We start from the raw sequence: 18156 nt of genomic DNA on the forward strand, positions 1-18156 counted from the left end.
CACGAAATCTGGAGCAGCCAGGACCTTGCGCCGCCATCTTCCGATTGCCTTTTGAGCGCTTTTTTGAGCATGCTGAGCGCGAACTGTCCTATCCCGGTCTCCGACTTTTCCATGGCAGGGAACAGTAGTGCATTTTCCGATCTCAAGGATCATATGATGACGATATTCCGTCCGACTTTGCGCAAGCTTGCCTTTTCGACGTTTCTATTTGCCCTCCCCATCCATGGTGCTTATGCGCAGGACGCCACCGAGGTTGCCAGCCGCCTCAAGGAACTTCTGGCTGCGCAAAGCATGGACGTCAGCTGGAAGTCCGTCAGCGGCGACGCCTCCGAGATGGTTCTTGACGGCGTGAGCTTCGGCGTTCCCGGCGAGAAGGATCGCATTCCGGTCGGCAAAGTGACCCTGGAAGGCGTCACCGAAGCCGACGGCGGCTACAAGATCGAGACGATCAGCACCGAGCCGTATCACTTCGACGAAGACAAGGCTTCGGTCGACGTCAGCGCGCTGGTGCTGTCCGGGGTCGTTCTGCCGTCGCCGAAGTCGACCGACCCTCTCGCCTCCATGATGATGTATGAAGGCGCAGAGCTCGCCAACATCGACGTCAAGATGGACGACAAGGACGTGCTCTCGCTCTCCAACCTGTCGGTCGAGGTCACTCCCCCGAAGGACGGCAAAGCGTTGGAGTTCACCGGTTCCGTGGAGAAATTCTCCTCCGACCTGACGGCGATCGACGACCGGGACACCCGGCAGGTGATCGACAAACTCGGCTACCACCAGATCAATGGCAGCATCGAGATGGCCGGTTCGTGGAACCCCGCCGATGGCCGGCTGGCGCTGTCGCAATATGACGTTTCGGTCGAGGACGCCGGCACCTTCGGTATGAGCTTCGATCTCGGCGGCTATACGCTCGCCTTCCTGAAGTCGCTTCAGGACGTGCAGAAGAAGATCGCCGAGCTGCCCGATGACGCCGACAGCACCGCACAGGGCCTCGCCATGCTGGGGCTGATGCAGCAGCTGACCTTCAAGGGCGCCAGCGTCCGCTACGACGACGACTCGCTGGTGGGCAAGGTGCTGGACTACGTCGCCGAGCAGCAAGGCATGAAGCCCGCCGACATCGCCAACCAGGCCAAGGCTATCCTGCCCTTCCTGACCGCGCAGCTCAACAACCCTGAGCTTTCCGGCCAGATCACCGCCGCGGTCAACAAGTTCCTCGACGACCCGCAGAGCATCGAGATCAAGGCAGCACCGCCCTCGCCGGTGCCATTCGCGCTTCTCGCGGCAGGCGCCATGTCGGCTCCGCTGGACCTGCCCAAGACGCTGGGCGTCACCGTGACGGCGAACGAGGACTGAGCGGCCACACAGGCTAAAACGAAAAAGCCCGGCATTGCTGCCGGGCTTTTTTGTTGGGCGAGACTACCGTCTGGCGGCGCCTCAGACTTCTTCCTTCTTCGGCAGCACCACGCGCAGCGAAAGCTCGCGGAGCTGTGCCGGGGTGGCCTCGGAAGGCGCATTCATCAGCAGATCCTGCGCCTGCTGGTTCATCGGGAACAGCGTCACCTCGCGCAGGTTCTTGGCGCCGACGAGCAGCATGATCACGCGGTCGATGCCGGCGGCCATGCCGCCATGCGGCGGTGCGCCATACTGGAACGCACGGTAGAGGCCGCCGAAATGCTCCTCGACCTCCTCGCGCGACTTCCCGGTCAGCTCGAACGCCTTGACCATCAGTTCCGGAAGCTGGTTGCGGATCGAGCCCGAAGCGATCTCGAAGCCGTTGCAGACCAGATCGTACTGATAGGCCTTGATGGAGAGCGGATCCTGGCTGTTCAGCGCCTCCAGGCCGCCCTGCGGCATGGAGAACGGATTGTGGGCGAAGTCGATCTTCTCTTCCTCGTCCAGCCACTCGTAGAACGGGAAGTCGACGATCCAGCAAAGCTCGAAGCGATCGCGGTCGACGAGGTTCAGTTCCTCGCCGGCGCGGGCGCGCGCTTCGCCTGCGAACTTGTAGAACTTGGCCGGCTCGCCCGCGACGAAGAAGCAGGCGTCACCGTCCTCGAGACCGAGCTGGGTACGGATCGCCTCGGTGCGCTCCTCGCCGATATTCTTGGCGATGGGGCCTGCGCCTTCGAGCTTGTCGCCTTCCTTGCGCCAGAAGATATAGCCGAGGCCGGGCTGGCCCTGGCTCTGCGCCCAGGAGTTCATGCGGTCGCAGAAGGCGCGCGAGCCGCCGGTCTTGGCCGGGACCGCCCAGACCTCGACCTTCGGGTTCGCGGCGATCATGCCGGCGAACACCTTGAAGCCCGAACCGGCGAAATGCTCGGTGACTTCCTGGATCTCGATCGGGTTGCGCAGGTCCGGCTTGTCGGTGCCATAGGTGCGCAGCGCCGTGTCGTAGGGAATGCGGCGGAACTGTTGGGTGACCGGCTTGCCCTCGGCAAACTGCTCGAACACGCCGCGCATGACCGGCTCCATCGTGTTCCAGACGTCTTCCTGGGTCACGAAGCTCATTTCGAGATCGAGCTGGTAGAATTCGCCCGGCAAACGGTCGGCGCGCGGGTCTTCGTCGCGGAAGCAGGGCGCGATCTGGAAGTAGCGGTCGAAACCGGCGACCATTAGCAGCTGCTTGTACTGCTGCGGCGCCTGCGGCAGCGCGAAGAACTTGCCAGGATGAATGCGGCTCGGCACCAGGAAGTCGCGCGCGCCTTCGGGCGACGAGGCGGTCAGGATCGGCGTCGAATATTCGGCAAAGCCGATCTCGGTCATGCGCCGGCGCATGTCGGCGATGATCTTGGTGCGGGCGACGATGTTCCTGTGCAGCGTCTCGCGGCGCAGGTCGAGGAAACGGTACTTCAGGCGGATGTCTTCCGGATAGTCCGGCTCGCCGAAGACCGGCAGCGGCAGTTCCTTCGCGGCCGACAGCACTTCCATGTCCTTGGCGAAGATTTCGATCTCGCCGGTGGCGAGGTTCGGATTGGTCGTCTCGGCAGTGCGCGCCTTGACCTCGCCGTCCACACGAATGACCCATTCGCCGCGCACGGTCTCGGCGACCATGAAGCAGGGAGAATCCGGATCGGCGACGATCTGCGTCAGGCCGTAGTGGTCGCGCAGATCGATGAACAGCAGACCGCCGTGATCGCGAACGCGATGGACCCAGCCCGACAGGCGGACGGTGGATCCGACGTCTGATTTCCTCAATTGAGCGCAGGTATGGCTGCGATAACGGTGCATGGTCAAAAATCCGGTCAGGAGTTTGCTGGAACGCGCCGACGCAAAGCGCGGCGCGAAAAGTCGCGCGAAAAGCGCATGTGCACCGGGTTTTGTCAAGGCAATGGCGCCGTTTGGTCCAATGCCGAGCGATAATGATGCTGGCAATCGCGGTGGGGTTAGTCCACTACTCTTGCTTCACAATTCGATTGATGCCTGATGTCCTCCATCCGTCCGCTGATCCCTCTCCTTGTCGCCGCAGGTATACTTCTCGGCGGCAATGGCCTTCAAGGTACACTTATCGCACTGCGCGGCGCCCAGGAAGGCTTCTCCCCGGCGGTTATCGGCTTCATGGGCACCTCCTATTTCGCCGGCTTCCTGCTTGGCTGCATGGCGATCTCGCGCATCATGAAGGCGGTGGGGCATGTGCGGTCCTTTTCGGCGCTCGCCGCGCTCGCCTCGGCAGGAACCTTGCTCCTCATCCTGGTGATCGACCCGGTCATGTGGTCGGTCATCCGCTTCGTCACCGGCTTCTGCTTTGCCGGCCTGTTCACCGTGATGGAGAGCTGGCTGAATTCGGGCGTGCAGAATCACGATCGGGCCCGGGTGCTGGCGATCTATCGCATCATCGACATCGGGTCGGTGACCGGCGCCCAGTTCATGATTCCCGTCTTCGGGGCTGGCGGCTTCACCATCTTCGCCATCATGTCGATCATGATCACGCTGTCGCTGGTGCCGATCTCGCTGGGCGACCGCTCGAACCCGAAGCCGCCGGAAGAGGTCAAGCTCGACCTCGCCCGTGTCTGGCGCATCTCGCCGCTCGGCTCCATCGGCTGCGTCGCCGTGGGCGTGACAAACAGCGCCTTCCGCACGCTCTCGCCCGTCTATGCCGAGCAGATCGGCATGTCGGTGACCGACGTGGTCACATTCATAAGTGTCGGCATCATCGGCGGAGCGTTGATCCAGTACCCGCTGGGCTATCTCTCCGACCGTTGGGACCGGCGCAAGGTGCTGCTGCTGACGACGACGCTGGCCTTGCTTTCGGCGTTCTCCATCGCCTTCCTGGCCGGAAGCGCGCCGCTCACCAATTTCGTGCTTATCTTCATATTCGGTTCGTTCGCCATGCCGCTCTATTCGCTGTCGGCGGCGCATGCCAATGACCGCGCCGACAAGGACGAGTTCGTACTGGTGAACGCGGCGCTGATGCTCTTCTATTCGATAGGAGCGATCGTCGGCCCCTTTGCAGCGTCCGCCGCCATGGAGGCGACGGGACCGCATTCGCTCTTCGTCTTCATGGGCTGCGTCTATGCCGTCTTCGTGCTTATCACCATCTATCGCATGGGTGTTCGCAGCGCGGTTCCGGAGGGCCGGCGCGGCCATTTCATCGCGCTTCTACGCACTTCCACGGTCTTTGCCCGGCTGGCGCGCCGCAAGGGCGACGTGCTGGCCGAGACCGCCACTGTCTCGCAACGCTTGACGAACGCGTCCGAGGCTGAAAGGAAATGACTTCCCTTTCCAGCAAAGAACTTTCATGCACGTCATAACAACCCAGAAAGAGCTTGAAACGGTCATCGCGGCGCTGGAGCAGTCCAGCTTCGTGACCGTGGACACCGAGTTCATCCGCGAAACCACCTTCTGGCCGGAGCTTTGCCTGATCCAGATCGCCGCTCCCGGCGTGACGGCTCTCATCGACCCGCTGGCGCCCGGCCTCGACCTCAAGCCTTTCTTCGCCCTGATGGCAAACGAAGCGGTGACAAAGGTCTTCCACGCCGCACGGCAGGACATCGAGATCGTCTTCCATCTCGGCAAGCTCATCCCGCATCCGGTGTTCGACACCCAGGTTGCGGCGATGGTCTGCGGGTTCGGCGACAGTGTCTCCTACGAGCAGTTGGTCCACAAGGTGACCGGGGCGCATCTCGACAAGTCGTCGCGCTTCACCGACTGGCGCCACAGGCCGCTTTCCGAAAAGCAGCTGGCCTATGCGCTCGCCGACGTCACGCACCTGATCGAGGTCTACCAGCACCTGAAGGCACAGCTCGAGCGCGACGATCGCGCTCACTGGCTGAAGGAGGAGATGGAGGTCCTAACCTCGCGCGAGACCTACGACCCGCACCCGGACGACGCCTGGAAGCGGCTGAAGATGCGCCTACGCAAGCCGCTGGAGCTCGCCGTGGTGCAGGCTATCGCCGCATGGCGCGAGCGCGAGGCGCGTGAACGTAACGTGCCGCGCGGCCGCGTGCTCAAGGACGACGCCATCTACGAGATCGCCCAGCAGCAGCCGCGCGACGCCGCCGCTCTCGGCCGGCTGCGCACCGTGCCGAACGGCTGGGAACGCTCGGCCACCGCGACCCAGCTTCTCGAAGTGGTCAACCAGGCACTCGCCCTGCCGAAGGAAGAGCTGCCGAAGTTGCCCAAGATGCACCAGGCGCCGGAAGGCACCGGCGCGGCGGCTGAGCTGCTGAAGGTTCTCCTGCGCCAGGTCGCGGAGAAGGAAGGCGTGGCCGCCAAGGTGCTGGCCTCCGGCGACGACATCGACCGCATCGCCGCGGAAGGCGAGAAGGCTGATGTGCCGGCCATGCATGGCTGGCGACGCGAGGTGTTCGGAAACGTCGCGTTGCAGCTGGTGCGCGGCGAGCTTGCACTCAAGTTCGAGCGCAAGAAGGTGGTGGTGTTCGAGCCAAAGGAAGCCTGAAGAGCGCCAGGAAAACCGGCTGGCAGGTGCGACCCCGTCAGCCGGAAGTCTACAGCCTTCAGAAGCCGCCCTGGTAGTTCGGGCTCTCGCGAGTGATCGTCACTCCATGCGCGTGGCTTTCACGCAGGCCCGCATTGGAAATGCGCACGAAGGTGGCGCGCTCGCGGAATTCCGTCAGGTTCTCGCCGCCGACATAACCCATGGCAGCCCGCAGGCCACCGGTCAGTTGATGGAGAACACCGGCGACGGGGCCCTTGTAGGGCACCTGCCCCTCAATACCTTCAGGCACCAGCTTCAGCGTGTCACGCACTTCCGCCTGGAAGTAGCGGTCGGCCGAGCCGCGCGCCATGGCACCGACCGAGCCCATGCCGCGATAGGCTTTGAACGAGCGGCCCTGGTGGAGGTAGACCTCCCCCGGGCTTTCGTCGGTGCCGGCCAGCAGCGAGCCGATCATCGCGGCATCGGCGCCGGCGGCGAGCGCCTTGGCGAGGTCACCGGAGAACTTGATTCCGCCGTCGGCGATCACCGATACGCCAGCCTTCTGCGCGACCTCGACCGCCGACATGATGGCCGACAGCTGCGGAACGCCAACGCCCGCAACGATGCGCGTGGTGCAGATGGAGCCTGGACCGATGCCAACCTTGACCGCATCGGCACCCGCGTCGATCAGCGCCTGGGTACCGCCGGCTGTGGCCACATTGCCCGCCATGATGCGCACAGCATTCGAGAGCTTCTTGACGCGGGTTACGGCATCGAGCACGCGCTGCGAATGGCCGTGGGCGGTGTCGATCACCAGAAGGTCGACGCCGGCATCTATGAGACGTTCGGCGCGCTCGAAACCGTCATCACCAACGCTCGTGGCGGCAGCGGCGCGCAGACGCCCCTGTGCATCCTTGGAGGCATTGGGGTTCAGTTGCGTCTTCTCGATGTCCTTGACGGTGATGAGGCCAACGCAGTTGCCCGCCTTGTCGACGACAAGCAGCTTCTCGATGCGGTGCTTGTGCAGCAGCCGCTTGGCCTCGGCCTGGTCGACGGACTCGTTGACCGTGATGAGGTTCTCGCGGGTCATCAACTCGTAGACCTTCTGGCCCGGGTCGGTGGCGAAGCGCACGTCGCGGTTGGTCAGGATGCCGACCAGCCGGCCGGTCCTCTGGCCGCCGGTGCCGCCGTTCTCGACGACCGGGATGCCGGAGATGCCGTGGGCGCGCATCAGCGCCTGCGCATCGGCGAGCGTCGCGTCAGGACCGATGGTGACGGGGTTCACCACCATGCCCGATTCGAACTTCTTGACCTGACGTACCTGCTCGGCCTGTTCGGCAGGCGTGAAATTGCGATGGATGACGCCGATGCCGCCGGCCTGCGCCACGGCAATGGCGAGCCGCGCCTCGGTCACGGTGTCCATGGCAGCCGAAAGAATTGGAATATTGAGTTCGATGTCGCCGGCGATGACCGTGCGGACGTCGGTCTGTCCCGGCATGATTTCGGAGTGACCGGGCTGTAGCAGCACGTCGTCAAAAGTCAGCGCGGTCGCGCCGGTGGAAGTTTCGATGATCCTTGCCATAAACTAGCCCTCAATGCAGGAAACCCGCGCTATGGCTCGAAGGAGCTGCGCTGAATCGTCTGTTTCCTTCAGGAATGGCAAGGGCTGGTACCACGTCCGGCGCCAGATGAAAAGCCGCTCGCCGCGTAGTTTTTCCTCTACGCGGCATCTGGTGGCGAATCTGCTGTGATGATGCCGGCTCAAGCCCCCCGCTTTAAGCCGGCACCACCGTCGTGAAATCCGGTGCGACATCAGGCCTCAGCCCGGCGCCCCGTCCCCCACGGCACCGCCAGGCGATGCGATCATAAGTTGCACTGCCACCAACGGGCGGTCAACTCCCTTGTGTACGCAATTGCACACATGTACTTGCCTTTTGCCGGCCACAACCGCATGGCACCCCTGCCCCGCCCGCAATTGACAATTGAAAAGGCGCCCGGCCATGGTCGCCCGCAATCGCACTCACGGGAAGATCATGACCACGACGAAACTCGATCCGATCGATCTGCGCATTCTCAATGCCGTGCAGCACGACGGACGCATCACCAAAGAGGAACTCGCCGAGCAGGTCGGGCAATCGCCGACGCTTTGCTGGACGCGACTGAAGAAGCTGGAAGAGGCCGGAGTGGTGACCGGCTATCATGCCAAGGTCGCCATGCGCCAGATTGCACCGGTGGCGACGGTTCTGATGGAAGTGACGCTCAGCGCCCACCGTCAGACCGATTTCGAGCGCTTCGAGCACGCCATCCGCGACATTCCAGAGATCGTCGCCTGCTGGTCAGTCGGCGGCGGGGTCGACTACATGCTCAAGATCATGGCGCGCGACATCGATGCCTATCAGCGCCTGGTCGATGACCTGCTCGGCCGCGAACTCGGCATCGACCGGCACTTCACCTATGTCGTCATCAAGACAATCAAGGACGAAGGTGCGCTGCTGCTGGATGAACTCGTTCAGACCGACATCGAGGCGTAGAGCGCACCAACCGGCGCGTTATGGCGCCTTTTGGTCGCTTCTGCGGTGTTGGGGCTTGAAGCCGGCGCAATCAGGTGTCACATCAGGGCGGTTGCGAGCGCTTCTGCCCTTCGCCCTTTCGACATGCAGGTCTTTTCCATGGTCACCTATCTGGACGCCGACTCGGCCCCGCCACGAAACACCGGTCAAATCCGTCTCTATGGCGAGGAAGCCTTCGCCGGCATGCGCAAGGCCTGCAACCTGACTGCGCGCTGCCTCGACGAGCTCGTCGACATCGTCAAGCCGGGCGTGACCACCAATGAGATCGACCGGTTCGTCTTCGAATTCGGCATGGACAATGGCGCCCTGCCCGCCACGCTGAACTATCGCGGCTATACCAAGTCGACGTGCACCTCGATCAACCACGTTGTCTGCCACGGCATTCCGGATGACAAGCCACTGCGCGACGGCGACATCGTCAACATCGACGTGACCTATATTCTCGACGGCTGGCACGGCGACTCCAGCCGCATGTACCCCGTGGGCACCATCAAGCGCGCCGCCGAGCGCCTCCTCGAGGTGACGTATGAATGCCTGATGCGCGGCATCGGTGCCGTTCGGCCCGGCGCACGGACCGGCGCGATCGGCGCGGCCATCCAGACCTATGCGGAAGGCGAGCGCTGCTCGGTGGTGCGCGATTTCTGCGGCCACGGTGTCGGCCAGCTTTTCCACGACGCGCCGAACATCCTGCACTATGGCAGCCCGAACGAAGGTGTGGAGATGCGCGAAGGCATGATCTTCACGATCGAGCCCATGATCAATCTCGGCCGTCCCCACGTAAAAGTGCTTTCCGACGGCTGGACGGCCGTGACCCGCGACCGCTCCCTCTCGGCGCAGTATGAGCACACGGTGGGCGTGACTGCGACCGGCTGTGAAATTTTCACGCTGTCGCCCAAGGGACTCGACCGCCCCGGCCTGTCTTCCTAATATCCTTCCGGCGTCGCGGCCCGAATGCGGCGACGGATACCGGGGGGGCGTGGCATGACCGATGACCACGAGGACGAGCGCGGGCTGTTCGCCGAGCAGCCGCTTCCGTCTATTAAGCCTGTTCCTCCAACTCCAAAGAAGCCACACTATCTCGGCCACCGGCAGCGCTTGCGCGAGCGGTTTCGCCAGTCGGGCCCCGAGACGCTTTCCGACTACGAACTTCTGGAACTGCTGCTGTTCCGCTCCATCCCGCGGGCGGACACCAAGGAACGCGCCAAGGCTCTGCTGAAACGGTTCGGCTCGCTGGCCGAAGTGCTTGGGGCGCCCGAGCACCTGTTGCGGGAAGTCGAGAATATCGGCGAAGGCGCGGCCATGGACCTGAAGATCGTCGCGGCAGCCGCCCAGCGCATGACGCGCGGCGAAATCGAGGGCCGCGAGGTTCTTTCTTCATGGGACCGGGTTCTCGACTATTGCCGTGCGTCGATGGCCTTTGAAGCGCGCGAGCAATTCCGCATACTCTTCCTCGACAAGAAGAACACGCTGATTGCGGACGAGGTGCAGCAGACCGGCACCGTCGACCACACGCCGGTCTACCCGCGCGAGGTGGTGAGACGCGCGCTTGAGCTCTCGGCGACGGCCGTCATCCTCGTGCACAATCATCCGTCCGGCGACCCGACCCCGTCGCGGGCGGACATCGACATGACCAAGACGATCATCGAGGCGGCCCGTCCGCTCGGCATCGCCGTGCACGACCACATCATCATCGGCAAGAAGGGCTATGCCAGCATGAAGGGGCTGCTGCTCATCTGAGCCTTCGCTCCCGCGACGCACCCGCGGAACGGGTGCCAACAAAAAAGGCCGCCCAGCGGGCGGCCTTCTCGTTTCCGGAAGCGACGGAGCCTTACTCGGCGTCGCCTTCCTTGGCAGCCTTCTTCTTCGGCGCGGCCTTCTTCTTCGGCTCTTCGCCGGTCGCCTCGTCGGACTTCTTGGCCGCTGCCTTCTTGGTCTTCTTCTCGGGCTTGGCTTCGCCGGCGGCCTCGTCCTCGTCGTCGGCCATCAGCTCTTCCTTGCTCACCTTCTGGTCGGTGACGGAGATCTGCGTCAGCAGATGGTCGACGACCTTCTCCTCGAACAGCGGCGCGCGCAGGGTGGCCAGCGCGTTGACGTTGTTGCGGTAGAAGTCGAAGACTTCCTGCTGCTGGTTGCCCGGATAGCGGCGCACGAAATCAAACAGCGCGCGCTGCATCTCTTCGTCGCTCACCTGCACGCCGGCCTTTTCGCCGATCTCGGCAAGCACCAGGCCCAGACGCACGCGGCGCTCGGCCAGGCGCTGATACTCGACGCGGGCTTCCTCTTCCGTCGTCTCTTCGTCGGCGAAGGTGCGGCCGGCAGCGGCCAGGTCACGCTGCACCTGATTCCAGATGTTGGTGAACTCGGCTTCGATCAGCTTCGACGGCGCCTCGAACTTGTAGCTCTCGTCGAGCTGGTCGAGCAGCTGGCGCTTGACCTTCTGACGCGTCATCGAGCCGAACTGGCTCTCGATCTGGCCGCGGACGATCTCGCGCAGGCGCTCGAGCGATTCGAGGCCGAGGTTCTTGGCGGTCTCGTCGTTGATCTCCAGCTCGCCCGGCTTGGCCACTTCCTTGACGGTGACGTCGAAGGTGGCTTCCTTGCCGGCCAGTTCAGCCGCGCCGTAGTTCTCCGGGAAGGTCACGGTGATAAGCTTTTCGTCGCCGGCCTTCGTGCCGATCAGCTGGTCCTCGAAGCCGGGGATGAATTCCTTCGAGCCGAGCACCAGCGGCTGGTCGCTGCCCGTGCCGCCGTTGAACGGCGTACCGCCGATCTTGCCGACATAGTCGATGGTGACGCGATCGCCCTCTTCGGCCTTGCCGTCCTTGGGCTCAAAGGAGCGCGAGGATTCGGCGATGCGCTTGACCTGCTCGTCGATTTCCTCTTCCGGCACGTCGAACACCTGGCGGGTGACGGCGATCTTGGAGAAATCCTGGATTTCGATGGTCGGGATGACTTCGTAGGAGAGCTGGAACTCGAAGTCGGCATTGCCGGCCAGGATCTTCTCGGCTTCCTTCTCGTCCTCGGTCATGGTGACTTCCGGCTGCATGGCAGCCTTCTCACCACGCTCGGCAAGAATCGTGCGGGTCGAGTTCGACAGGATCTCGTTGACCACCTCGGCCATGAACGACTTGCCGTAGACCTTGCGCAGGTGCTGCATCGGCACCTTGCCCGGACGGAAGCCGTTGATGCGCACCTTGTTCTTGGCATCCGCAAGCCGTTCGACGAGCTTGGCTTCCATGTCGCCAGCCGGCACGATCACCTTGATTTCGCGCTTAAGACCGGAATTGAGTGTTTCGGTAACCTGCATCATCAAACCTTTGTTTTCACGAATGCCGCCCGACCAACGGCTCCTGCCGCTCGACTTGCGGGTGTTCTCGTGGCGGGCAATCCTTCGGCGCGGGTGAAGCAACTGGACCGGGGTGGTTTCACCATCGGCTATCAACTGCCTTCAATGCGCTCCGAGAATATGGGTAAGTCTTTGTTTTGCCTGCTTCTTACCACATACGTCCGAAGCGCGAATTTATAACCCGTCACATTTGACACGCCTTTTGTCACACACGGACCGATTTTTCAACTCTCTTCACGCGGTCTAACCGGTTCATTTCCGTGCGATTCAACCATCTAATGCACCGCCGCGACATTGACAGAGTGAACACTACATGAGAATGCCAACGGAAAGCGGATGTGGCGGAACTGGTAGACGCCCCGGATTTAGGTTCCGGTGCCGAAAGGCGTGGGGGTTCGAGTCCCTTCATCCGCACCATTTGTCCAGACCTCAGCTACGGCCATCGACGGGTGATCCTGCCTTCGGCACGGACATGAAGCGTCGCCATTAGGCCGTAGACTCATTACGTTTGGCACCAGATGCGGGCTGCGGCGAGTTTGACGACGGCAAGGAAATTGGCGGGGTCCTTTTGTCGTAGCGGGTGGCGATGCCGCGGAAGTGCTTGATGCGGTTGAAGAGCCGCGCCACAGGGTTTCGCTGCCGGTAGAGCCAAGCCGAGAAGGAGAAGGTTCCCGTACGGCTCGCTTTCGGTGGAATGTTGACCCAGGCCCAGCGGTTGCGCCGCCTTGTCCCGGATCGCGTTGCTGTCATGACCCTTGTCGGCGAGCAGGATGTCGCCCTCGCCGAGGACGTAGACCAGGGCTCCAGCCTCCTTGCAGCCGGCAACCTGGCCGCCGGTCAGCCGGTCAGCCGGTCAGCCGGGCGGTAACGGGGCGGCCTTCCGCGTCAACAAGCGCATGGATCTTGCCGGTGAGACCGCCGCGGCAGCGTCCCATCCCTGGTGTTCCAGGTCGCGCTTGATGTCAGCTTATTGCCCGCCTAGATCCGCGGGATCTGGCAAGGTGCCGGCGGGAACGATAACCGCGCCACCGGGCCTGACCGGATGTTGACCGTTGGCGCGGCCGGTGTTGGGAGGCTTTTGTCGACCTCGCTCTCGACCTCGCCGCGATCGGCCCTCAGCACAGGCGCGGCAATTATCTGGTGCTGCGCCTCTTCAAGAACCGGAATCGGCCGCCCGTCACGCTCACAATTTCGATCCACCCGAATCTCGCGGAAAGCGAAGCGACCGACTCTATGCTGGACGGTCTTTTCGACTGGAAGGACGGCAAAACCTCGAAAATCTACACCGCCAAGAAGTTGCAGGCGAAGCTCGCCAGACTGCGATTCTGCGCATTGATAGGGTGAAATGGGGAACATTCTGCCCCACCCTGACGATAGGGTGGAGTTCCGCGACGAAAACAAGAAGAATAACGCCAGTTAATTCAACACCTTACCTGGTAAGGTGTGCAGGATGGAGGCCTCGCCCGGAATCGAACCGGGGTGCAAGGATTTGCAGTCCTCTGCGTAACCACTCCGCCACGAGGCCTCGCCGCTATCGGCGTTCTACGGGGGTTCAATAGGTTGCCAGATTTTTTGCGTCAAGCTGTCAGTCGCGCTTCTGTCAATTTTCCCCGTACCTTTCGCGCGATGACGCTGAGGAAGAGGCCCTCAGCGAATCCGGAACAGGGCCGCTGCAAGCGTTGACGGGCAAATAGATAGGGGCGACCCCGCAGCCGCCCCGTTCGCGCCTGCTCGACCGCAATCAGCGGCCGGCAATGATGCCGGCGATTATGCCGGAAGCGACGTTGATCAGGAGATAGCTGTCATCGACCCGCACCCATTCCTGGCCGCGGCCTGGACGCTTCAGGCCGTAGCGATGGTAGTCGCGCACGACATGCTTACGCTGCCAGGCCGGCACCTGCTTGCCCTTGACCCAGTACGGCTTCGGAGCCGGCTTGTGGAACTTGCTCCTCTGGTCTTGGTGCCTGTGGTGGTGACGATATTCCTCCTGATTGCCGTAGCCGGGCTGCGCCTGCGCCGCCATCGGCGCAGCGAGGATCGAAAGAGCGGCAAGAGCAAGAACAATGCGCTTCATGGGAGGTGTTCCTTTCGTATTCAACACGGGCAAGCTAGGCCGGCCCGGATGAACGCGGACTGAACGCGCGCATTACAATTCCGTAATGGAATCGGCCACTTATCGAACGCTCATGCAATTGGCGGGCGTTCTCGAATCACTTCCCCACCGCACGAATCAGCCGCCGACCGCCTTGTTGTTGCGCCTCTTTCGCCAACGCCCCCAACTCACGATGCCGCGGCGTCGATAGCGGCGCACCAGGGCGAATTCATATGAGAGCACGAGCAATCCCAGGGGGATCATCCAGAAGCCGAGAATCGGCAGAAACCCGAAGCAGCCGAGAATCGTCAGCCCGATTCCCAGAGCCACGCGCTTGCTGCGTGATTGGGGCATCGTGAAATCGCGCCCGAACACCGAAATCACGCGCCGAGGCGATGCGTTCTGCTGTGCATCCTGGTCCGACATGGGCGAAATGTGGTCCCTTTCCTGTCCGCTTAGCCTGCGCCGCTTGGCGAGCGCAGGGCGCCAAAGCCCCCATATGAGGCCTTCTGGCATTTTTTTTAGAATACGGCTGAATATTTCACGAAAAAACGAGAAAGGCTCTTTGCAAAGCCGAATAGGTTTTGCTATAGGCAGCCTCGTTCTGACGAGCCGCTGTTCCCCGGTAGCTCAGTGGTAGAGCAACCGGCTGTTAACCGGTTGGTCGCTGGTTCGAATCCGGCCCGGGGAGCCACCTTCTTGCGAAGGCGCAAAGAAATCCATTACAACTGATCTTCGCTTGGCCGCAGTTTCCCTGCCAACAGCTAGTTGCTCGAAATCATTCCTAACGTAAATCGCCGCCCGCCCCAGAGCAGTCCGCTGCTTCTGCTACACGCAATCTTGATTCAGCCTCACACCGGCTTACCAGTCAGGCCGGGGGCGCCGTTGCCATGTGGGCACACATTTCGAGGGAGCATAGGGGGCCGATTCTTCACGTCCTTCCAGCAGAAGTGCCCAAAAGCAGGCAATGGTCAGGCGTGTAGCGACCGTCAGTCGGAGATCGCGCAGGACGACGGGCAAACAAGGTGCGCCGTGAGTCGGCGGTGAGACTCACCCGTCCTGGGCGGTGCCCTTAGGTTCTTGCCAGAGCACCGAACGCATGAAGCTATCAAAGCAGTGAGGCGATGCCGTCCGTCGTGAGAAGGCCGCCGCGCCGGACAATCTCCGCCGCTTTGAGACTCCCGGCCTGCAATCGCACGATGGGCTCATGTCCGAGCCGGTTCAAAAGGATTCCCATGTGTCCACGGCTCGGCTCTGTCGCGGGGCAGACCTGCAGGCCGAGCGAGCGAGCAGCATCGCGATCGATCCCGCCCCAGAATTGGGCCAGAAGCGCCCCCGGGGCCTTCCTGGCGATCATCTCCAGATCGTCGCGGTCAAGTGGTCTGTCCCCGGGAAGAAGCGCGAGAACGACGGCATCCCATGATCCATGCGCCAACTGATGCAGATCCGCGAAGAGCGCGGCGTTTGCGCCCGCTTCCGTGAGGCCGGCAAGGAGAAAGTCGGCAAAAGGATTGTCGCACAAGATTGCGACACGCTGTCCTGCGACGGGCATGGCAGCATCTCGAAGAAGGCAAACGCAAAGCGGGCCAAGAAAGGGAAACACGGCAACATCGCGATGACGTTCGTTCACCGCCGCGACCCGGATACCGCGTTCGCGGCAAGCAGCGAGGTCGAGATCCGTATCCCGAAACTCCCACGCCTCGAACATTAGCGCTATGATCGCCGTCGGCGGGAGAAGATTGATCACGCGGCGCGTGATCGGTCGAATCCGGCCCGAGTTGGTTAGGATATCGCAGGCTACCAACGCGAACTGCGGGATGCCGCGCGAAAAGGAAATTCGCGCCTCTACTCCGGCCAGCCGCGCCAGTTCGCGTGTGGCGGCGATGGCATCGTCCGCGCTGCCATGGCTGTTCGTATCCCGTGCGCAGGCGTGCACTCTGGCGCCTGCAAGCGCGGCTATGACCGCCGTGGATGCGTAGGCGCCTGTCGCGGCCTCCGTCACCACCGCAAGACCCGCGAGATCAAGCTCCAGGATCTCGATGCGGCGCTTGATGCTTTGCAGCATCGACTCGGCGGGATCGCCAGTCTGTTCAACGACGAGTTTCAACATCGTCGCGCTACGCCATGGAGATGGGATGCGCGCAACGGCGTCTGGAAACGGCGCCAGCCAGGACATCGATCACTTGCATCTGGTCGTCGTTGGACATCTGAGGATAGAGCGGCAGGATGATGGAATGGTCGCGTGCCGCCTCCGAGCGGCGCAACGAGTGCGGCCGGGGCAGGTCGCCATGGGCCCGTTCCATATGAATGCACATTATGCCGCGCCGCGTGGAAATGCCGTGATCGAGCATGTCCTGCATAACGCCTGACTGATCAATGTCCGGCGCGAGCCTCACGCAGTAGCTTTGCCAGTTGGACCGTGCCCAGTGCGGCTCTGCCGGTGCCGTCACTCCCTCGATGCCCTCGATAGCGGAGGCATAGATTCCTGCAAGGCTGCGCCGGCAGGAAATCACGGCGGGGAGCCGCTTGAGTTGCTCGCGACCGACGGCCGCCTGCATGTCGGTCATCCGGTAGTTGAAGCCCTGCACGGGGTAGGATTCGAACATCACCTCGCGGCTGCCATGGCGCATGGTGTCGGAGACGGACATTCCATGCTGACGCCACAGCCGGAACAGCGCATCCCACTCGGCGTTGCGGGTCGTCAGCATCCCGCCATCACCGACTGTCAGCACTTTCCGAGGGTGAAACGAGAAGCAGACGATGTCCCCCATGGGCAGACCGATCGGCCTCCACTCGTCGCCGTCGCATATTTCCGACCCGATGGCGCAGGCCGCATCTTCGATAACGGCGATGCCATGCGCCCGCGCAATGCGCATAATGGCGGGCATGTCGCAGGGCATGCCCATTTGATGCACACAAAGGATCGCGCGCGTGCGCGACGTGATCGCCTTGCTGATGAGGGCCGGATCTATGTTGAAACCGTCCGCCTCGATATCCACGAATACTGGCGTCGCCCCGCACTGGCGTATGGCATTTGCGGAAGCGATGAAGGTATGACTGACCGTGACGATCTCATCGCCTTCGCCGACACCGAGCGCCATGAGTGCGAGGTGGAGCGCAACAGTGCAGTTGGACACGGCACAGGCATGGTCGACGCCGACTAGAGCAGCAAACTCCCTTTCGAACGCAGCTACCTGTGGCCCCTGCGTAAGCCAGCCCGACAGGATGGTCCGGGCGGCAGCATCAGCTTCCTCCTGCCCGACCAGGGGTTTTGTCACGGGGATCACGAGGCGGCCTCCTCCAGCGGTGCCGGCTTCATCTCGTTTCGCCACCAGGCGACAAGATCGGCGAGCCCCTCCTGCAGCGGGACCGTTGCGCGAAATCCGAGCATCTCCTGCGCGGCAGCGGTCCATGCCAGGCGTTCTGGGACGGGGTTGATTGCTCGGGCCTCGGTGTGAACCGGCTGCAAGTCCGGCCGCCCCATTACCCGGGCGAACATGCGGGCGAGTTCAAGCAGCGATGTTTGAGCTCCTGAACCGACATTGAGCGCCACATCAGTGACGCCGGACGCCGCGGCGAGAATGTTGGCCCGTGCCACATCGGTGACGTGGACAAGATCCATCGTCTGCAAACCGTCACCGAAGATCAGCGGCGGCTCTCCTGCCTCTATGCGTTGCATCCAGCGGACCATCACCTCGGTATAGCGGCCATGGATGTCCATGCGCGGCCCATAGACGTTGAAGTAGCGCAACGCCACATAATCGAGGCCATACATGTCGTTGAAGGAGCGCAATAATCCTTCGCCGAAAGATTTGGCGGCGCCATACAGCGTTCGGTTAGCGTAGGGGTGATGGGTCTCGCGGGTCGGGAACTCTTCAGCCATTCCGTAGATCGACGCCGACGAGGCCATGACGACCTTGCGAACGTTGTTTTGGACACAAAGTCTCAGCAGCCGATAGGTGGCGTCGACCATGACCTGCATGGCCTCGTCAGGCTCGGCGGCGCAATGGGTGATGCGGAGCGCGGCCTGGTGGAACACCGTGTCGGTGTCGGCCAACAGTGCCTTCATCAGCGCGCTGTCGCGAATATCACCCTCGACAACTTCCACCCGCCCGGATGCCAGGGCGCGTGCGAGGTTTGCGATCCTGCCACGGACCATATTGTCCACGACGACCACTTTGGAACATTGCGCCGCCACAAGCAGATCGACGATGTGGGATCCGACGAATCCGGCGCCGCCCGTGACCAGAACGCGCTTTCCGCGAAGAATGTTCAA

15 protein-coding genes, 3 tRNA genes and 1 pseudogene are annotated in these 18156 nt (G+C 62.6%); 9 read left to right on the forward strand and 10 right to left on the reverse strand.

Annotation, left to right across the window (positions count from 1 at the left end; genetic code table 11):
• The first annotated feature begins 156 nt into the window (after positions 1–156).
• Positions 157–1350: a hypothetical protein gene (locus ABLE85_RS14615; RefSeq protein WP_348793456.1), complete on the forward strand. Its 1194-nt coding sequence runs from the start codon at positions 157–159 to the stop codon at positions 1348–1350.
• 81 nt (positions 1351–1431) lie between these two features.
• Here the strand turns inward: ABLE85_RS14615 and aspS are convergent, their stop codons facing one another.
• Positions 1432–3225 carry an aspartate--tRNA ligase gene (aspS, locus tag ABLE85_RS14620; RefSeq protein WP_348793457.1) on the reverse strand — a complete coding sequence of 598 codons (1794 nt, stop codon included), beginning with the start codon at positions 3223–3225 and terminating at the stop codon, positions 1432–1434.
• A 195-nt stretch (positions 3226–3420) separates the two neighbouring features.
• Between aspS and ABLE85_RS14625 the strand changes: the two genes are divergently transcribed.
• Together ABLE85_RS14625 and rnd are read left to right on the forward strand one after the other, a co-directional pair.
• Entirely contained in the window at positions 3421–4707 is a 1287-nt protein-coding gene (locus ABLE85_RS14625; RefSeq protein WP_348793458.1) for an MFS transporter, read from the forward strand.
• A gap of 25 nt (positions 4708–4732) precedes the next feature.
• A complete protein-coding gene (rnd, locus tag ABLE85_RS14630; RefSeq protein ID WP_348793459.1) occupies positions 4733–5893 on the forward strand; it encodes a ribonuclease D in 1161 nt (386 codons plus the stop codon).
• Between the two features lie 58 nt (positions 5894–5951).
• Here rnd and guaB read toward each other — a convergent pair whose 3' ends face one another.
• Positions 5952–7454, reverse strand: coding sequence for an IMP dehydrogenase (gene guaB, locus ABLE85_RS14635; RefSeq protein ID WP_348793460.1), 1503 nt, complete (start codon positions 7452–7454; stop codon positions 5952–5954).
• Between the two features lie 451 nt (positions 7455–7905).
• Between guaB and ABLE85_RS14640 the strand changes: the two genes are divergently transcribed.
• The 3 genes from ABLE85_RS14640 to radC all read left to right on the forward strand — a co-directional run bounded on the left by ABLE85_RS14640 (position 7906) and on the right by radC (position 10179).
• On the forward strand, positions 7906–8403 hold the full coding sequence (locus tag ABLE85_RS14640; RefSeq protein WP_348793461.1) for an Lrp/AsnC family transcriptional regulator: 498 nt from the start codon (positions 7906–7908) through the stop codon (positions 8401–8403).
• Positions 8404–8541: 138 nt separating this feature from the next.
• A complete protein-coding gene (map, locus tag ABLE85_RS14645; protein ID WP_348793462.1) occupies positions 8542–9369 on the forward strand; it encodes a type I methionyl aminopeptidase in 828 nt (275 codons plus the stop codon).
• 54 nt (positions 9370–9423) lie between these two features.
• A complete protein-coding gene (gene radC / locus ABLE85_RS14650; RefSeq protein WP_348793463.1) occupies positions 9424–10179 on the forward strand; it encodes a DNA repair protein RadC in 756 nt (251 codons plus the stop codon).
• A 91-nt stretch (positions 10180–10270) separates the two neighbouring features.
• On the opposite strand, the gene tig is transcribed toward radC, so the two are convergent.
• Positions 10271–11749: a trigger factor gene (gene tig / locus ABLE85_RS14655; protein ID WP_348793515.1), complete on the reverse strand. Its 1479-nt coding sequence runs from the start codon at positions 11747–11749 to the stop codon at positions 10271–10273.
• A 371-nt stretch (positions 11750–12120) separates the two neighbouring features.
• On the opposite strand from tig, the gene ABLE85_RS14660 reads away from it, so the two are divergent.
• A tRNA-Leu gene (locus ABLE85_RS14660) sits at positions 12121–12205 on the forward strand.
• Between the two features lie 85 nt (positions 12206–12290).
• On the opposite strand, the pseudogene ABLE85_RS14665 reads toward ABLE85_RS14660, so the two are convergent.
• Positions 12291–12726: pseudogene (locus tag ABLE85_RS14665) on the reverse strand (IS5 family transposase); the annotation flags it as partial.
• Between the two features lie 202 nt (positions 12727–12928).
• On the opposite strand from ABLE85_RS14665, the gene ABLE85_RS14670 reads away from it, so the two are divergent.
• Positions 12929–13132, forward strand: coding sequence for a hypothetical protein (locus ABLE85_RS14670; protein ID WP_348793464.1), 204 nt, complete (start codon positions 12929–12931; stop codon positions 13130–13132).
• Positions 13133–13239: 107 nt separating this feature from the next.
• Here ABLE85_RS14670 and ABLE85_RS14675 read toward each other — a convergent pair.
• From ABLE85_RS14675 to ABLE85_RS14685, 3 genes are all read right to left on the reverse strand, one after another.
• Positions 13240–13313: transfer RNA gene (locus ABLE85_RS14675), tRNA-Cys, on the reverse strand.
• 216 nt (positions 13314–13529) lie between these two features.
• On the reverse strand, positions 13530–13862 hold the full coding sequence (locus ABLE85_RS14680; RefSeq protein ID WP_348793465.1) for an RcnB family protein: 333 nt from the start codon (positions 13860–13862) through the stop codon (positions 13530–13532).
• A 156-nt stretch (positions 13863–14018) separates the two neighbouring features.
• A complete protein-coding gene (locus ABLE85_RS14685) occupies positions 14019–14306 on the reverse strand; it encodes a hypothetical protein (RefSeq protein WP_348793466.1) in 288 nt (95 codons plus the stop codon).
• Between the two features lie 193 nt (positions 14307–14499).
• On the opposite strand from ABLE85_RS14685, the gene ABLE85_RS14690 reads away from it, so the two are divergent.
• Positions 14500–14574 (forward strand) — tRNA-Asn (locus ABLE85_RS14690).
• Positions 14575–14988: 414 nt separating this feature from the next.
• Here the strand turns inward: ABLE85_RS14690 and ABLE85_RS14695 are convergent.
• Genes ABLE85_RS14695 through ABLE85_RS14705 form a run of 3 tightly spaced genes read right to left on the reverse strand, consistent with a single transcriptional unit; the run spans position 14989 to position 18156 of the window.
• Positions 14989–15990, reverse strand: a complete 1002-nt coding sequence (locus ABLE85_RS14695) for a hypothetical protein (protein ID WP_348793467.1) — start codon at positions 15988–15990, stop codon at positions 14989–14991.
• 7 nt (positions 15991–15997) lie between these two features.
• On the reverse strand, positions 15998–17167 hold the full coding sequence (locus ABLE85_RS14700; protein WP_348793468.1) for a DegT/DnrJ/EryC1/StrS family aminotransferase: 1170 nt from the start codon (positions 17165–17167) through the stop codon (positions 15998–16000).
• Positions 17164–18156, reverse strand: coding sequence for an NAD-dependent epimerase/dehydratase family protein (locus tag ABLE85_RS14705; RefSeq protein WP_348793469.1), 993 nt, complete (start codon positions 18154–18156; stop codon positions 17164–17166). Before ABLE85_RS14705 ends, ABLE85_RS14700 begins: the two co-directional genes overlap by 4 nt.

The sequence above is a fragment of the Mesorhizobium sp. KR1-2 genome, assembly GCF_040045035.1.
Lineage (GTDB): Bacteria > Pseudomonadota > Alphaproteobacteria > Rhizobiales > Rhizobiaceae > Pseudaminobacter.

Bases quoted from the DNA above. Each gene is read 5' to 3' on its own strand.
- map (WP_348793462.1), top strand. From the start codon at position 8,542: ATGGTCACCTATCTGGACGCCGACTCGGCCCCGCCACGAAACACCGGT.
- ABLE85_RS14615 (WP_348793456.1), top strand. From the start codon at position 157: ATGACGATATTCCGTCCGACTTTGCGCAAGCTTGCCTTTTCGACGTTT.
- ABLE85_RS14695 (WP_348793467.1), bottom strand. From the start codon at position 15,990: ATGTTGAAACTCGTCGTTGAACAGACTGGCGATCCCGCCGAGTCGATG.
- guaB (WP_348793460.1), bottom strand. From the start codon at position 7,454: ATGGCAAGGATCATCGAAACTTCCACCGGCGCGACCGCGCTGACTTTT.
- aspS (WP_348793457.1), bottom strand. From the start codon at position 3,225: ATGCACCGTTATCGCAGCCATACCTGCGCTCAATTGAGGAAATCAGAC.
- rnd (WP_348793459.1), top strand. From the start codon at position 4,733: ATGCACGTCATAACAACCCAGAAAGAGCTTGAAACGGTCATCGCGGCG.
- tig (WP_348793515.1), bottom strand. From the start codon at position 11,749: ATGCAGGTTACCGAAACACTCAATTCCGGTCTTAAGCGCGAAATCAAG.
- ABLE85_RS14625 (WP_348793458.1), top strand. From the start codon at position 3,421: ATGTCCTCCATCCGTCCGCTGATCCCTCTCCTTGTCGCCGCAGGTATA.
- ABLE85_RS14680 (WP_348793465.1), bottom strand. From the start codon at position 13,862: ATGAAGCGCATTGTTCTTGCTCTTGCCGCTCTTTCGATCCTCGCTGCG.
- radC (WP_348793463.1), top strand. From the start codon at position 9,424: ATGACCGATGACCACGAGGACGAGCGCGGGCTGTTCGCCGAGCAGCCG.
- ABLE85_RS14685 (WP_348793466.1), bottom strand. From the start codon at position 14,306: ATGTCGGACCAGGATGCACAGCAGAACGCATCGCCTCGGCGCGTGATT.
- ABLE85_RS14640 (WP_348793461.1), top strand. From the start codon at position 7,906: ATGACCACGACGAAACTCGATCCGATCGATCTGCGCATTCTCAATGCC.